Consider the following 2793-nt stretch of genomic DNA (forward strand, 5'->3'; position numbering starts at 1 on the left):
AAGAGCCCGCCACTGAGCTCCAGCACGGTGTTCGGCAGGCCGGCCTTGTCGGCCTTGTCGAAGTTGACGGGGTTCGACTCGACGGCGACGTCCGCGCCCCCGGTCTGCAGGGTGTTGTAACGCTGGTTGGAGTCGAGCGCGGCCTGGAAGGTGAGGGTGTCCAGGTACGGCTTGGGGGCGTCCCAGTAGCGGGGGTTCTTGACCAGCTCCATGGCGGCCTGGCGGGTCCAGCTCTTCAGCGTGAACGGGCCGGCGCCGATCGGGGTGGCGTCGAAGGCCGCGGCGCCCTTCCGCAGGGCCGCGGGCGAGGCGATCCAGTTCAGTGACGAGGTGACGACGGACTGGGCATACTTGGGCACCTGGGTGACCATCGTGGCCGTCAGCGTGACATCGTCCACCACCTCGGTCGAGGCGATCATCGACGCCTCCGAGCGGTGGGGTGAGCCGGTGGCCGGGTCCTTGACCCGATCCCAGTTGAATTTCACCGCTTCGGCATTGAGCGGAGTGCCCGTCGGAGAAGACCAGCCCGGGCCGCAGCTTCAGCGCGAAGGTCGCGCCACCGTCGGTCGTGGCGAAGGACTCGGCCATCGAGTACGCGATCTTGCCCGTCTCGTCCGTGGTCATCAGGGTTCCGTACAGGGCGTTACCCAGCACGGCGGTGATCGCGGCCTGGTTGCCGAGGGATGCCGGGTCCAGGCTGCGCGGATCGCTCAGTATGAGGATCCGGGCGGTACCCCGGCCACCGGCTCACCAGAGGGACCCGCGGTTCCCGTGGACGGACTGGAATCCCCGCCTCCACAGGCCCCCAGGACGAGTGCGGCGCAGCAGGCAACAGTCGCGCCGAGTAATCGGCTCTTACGCATCATCAGTGACCTCCCGTTTTTCTCATGACAGAAAGAAGACGGGGCCGCGGCCGACCAGCTGACGATGACCGCGCCGTCGACCTGTTCGGGTTCAGGTGGTGATCGCGGGTCGGTCGTCCAGTTCGATCCCGAGTTCCTTGAGCTCGCGCTCGGCCCAGAACAGGCGGCCGGTGTATTCCATGGGCTCGGCACAGGAGGCGAAGTAGGCGAGCATGCGGGCGGGGACCTCCATCGGCACGGCCACGCTGTCGTCGAGGCCGGACTCCTTGACGCGGATGGCCGTGAGCTCGGTGGCGACCAGGCCCGGGTGCATGCCGATCACGGCGATTCCCTTCCGGGCGAGCTCGGGAGCCAGCACATTGCCGAGCCGGTCGAGCGCCCGCTTGCTGCAGTAGTAGCCGGGCACCGCGAGGCTGAACCCACCGATGTTCTCGAGCTTGGGAAGCTCCTCCGGCTGGCGGAAGACCTCACCGCTGCCGGTGCTGAGGTTGATGATGCGCCCGCCACCGCGACTCTCCATAATCGGAGTCACCAGCTGTATGAGCGTGAAGGGCGCGTGGAGGTTGACCGCGAACTGGTACAGCCAGTCCTCACGCGTCAGCTCCAGAAATCTTTTCGACCAGATCTCGCCGGCGGTGGCCGCCGCGTTGTTGATGAGCACGTCGACGCCACCGAACCGCTCGACGGCGGCGTCGACCAGGCGCTCGAGATCCGCGGTCTCGGCCAGATCGGTCTGCACGGCGATCGCGCTGGCTCCCGTGTTCTCGATTTCGGTCAGCGTCTCGTTCAGGGTGCCGGGCAGCGTTCTGTCCGGCTCGACCGTTCGTGCGGCCAGGACCAGGTTCGCGCCGCGGCGGGCGAACGTCTGGGCCGCCTGCCTGCCGATGCCACGGCTGGCCCCTGTGATGATCACGACCTTGCCGGCCAGGTCGAGTTCCTCGTGTCGCTGCATCGTCATACGATCTCCGTCCTCCATTTGACCGATGTTCAAATGGAGGGTAGCGCGGCCCCATCGCGCGTCCCCGGTCCTCGCGGTCGAGGTGGCCGGGTTTCCAGAGCGTCGAGGGGTGTCGGTCGGACCCGGCCGAGGAGGATCACGAGGTCTTGCGTGTGCGCGAGGACGTCGGCCAGGACGTCGGGGGTAGTTCGGCGAGGCGGGCAGGTGTCGGGCGTCTGCCTACCGCGGTAGATCCGTGACGATCCGCTGGTCGTTCCGCGCGATGGCGTGACGCGGCGTGAGGTCGTGGCTGAGGCGGCGGAGGAAGCTGTCGCGGGCGTGTACCCCTTCGGGGGTCCTAGGCGGGCGGAGGGGACTCTGTGGCGTCAGGGCGGAGTGGGTGGCGACATCGCGTACCCGCCACCGCCACCGCCACTCGGCGCACGGCGCACGGCGCACGGCGCACGGCGCACGGCGCACGGCGCACGGCGCACGGCGCACGGCGCACGGCGCGCTGCGCGCAGCGTCCCGGCCGAGGAAGGCCGGGCCGTCGAGCGGGTCGGCCAGGTCGAGGGCGTTCCTTCAGCGGAGCCGACGCGTACCCGGCCGGGGACTCAGGGGTCCCAGCGACGCCCGGCACGATCGGGTGCCGCAGGATAGCTGTCTCCTTGATCCCGGAAAATCTACTCCCGCCGCAGTAGACATCGAGTTCTGTCCTGGGTAGAGTTCCTGTCGTAGCGAAGGAAGTCACATGGTCGCGGCAGACATGAACTGGCGCGGGCAGGGCGGTGGCCAGGGCGGGCCGCCGAGTACCACCGCGAAAGGTTCGGCAGTACCCAGCAGTTGACCTATGTGGAGAGGGGAGTAGACGCCATCAGGATCGCCCGAGCGATGGTCTAGCTCGCTCGGTTACCGCAGGCCCCGGATTGGAAGGTGGTCCCCGGTCACGCATACGCGATCCCCGCACCCCCGCCCTCTCGGGTGGGCATGCGG

The 2793-nt window shown here is 68.5% G+C and carries 1 protein-coding gene and 1 pseudogene; both read right to left on the bottom strand.

Annotated elements, in window-relative coordinates:
- Window positions 1–866, bottom strand: a pseudogene (locus FMEAI12_RS32865) (ABC transporter substrate-binding protein); the annotation flags it as partial.
- An 88-nt stretch (window positions 867–954) separates the two neighbouring features.
- Window positions 955–1815 carry an SDR family oxidoreductase gene (locus FMEAI12_RS32870; RefSeq protein ID WP_112109039.1) on the bottom strand — a complete coding sequence of 287 codons (861 nt, stop codon included), beginning with the start codon at window positions 1813–1815 and terminating at the stop codon, window positions 955–957.
- Window positions 1816–2793 lie beyond the last annotated feature (978 nt).

Origin of the sequence: Parafrankia sp. Ea1.12 (assembly GCF_900465275.1) — a bacterium.
Lineage (GTDB): Bacteria > Actinomycetota > Actinomycetes > Frankiales > Frankiaceae > Parafrankia > Parafrankia soli.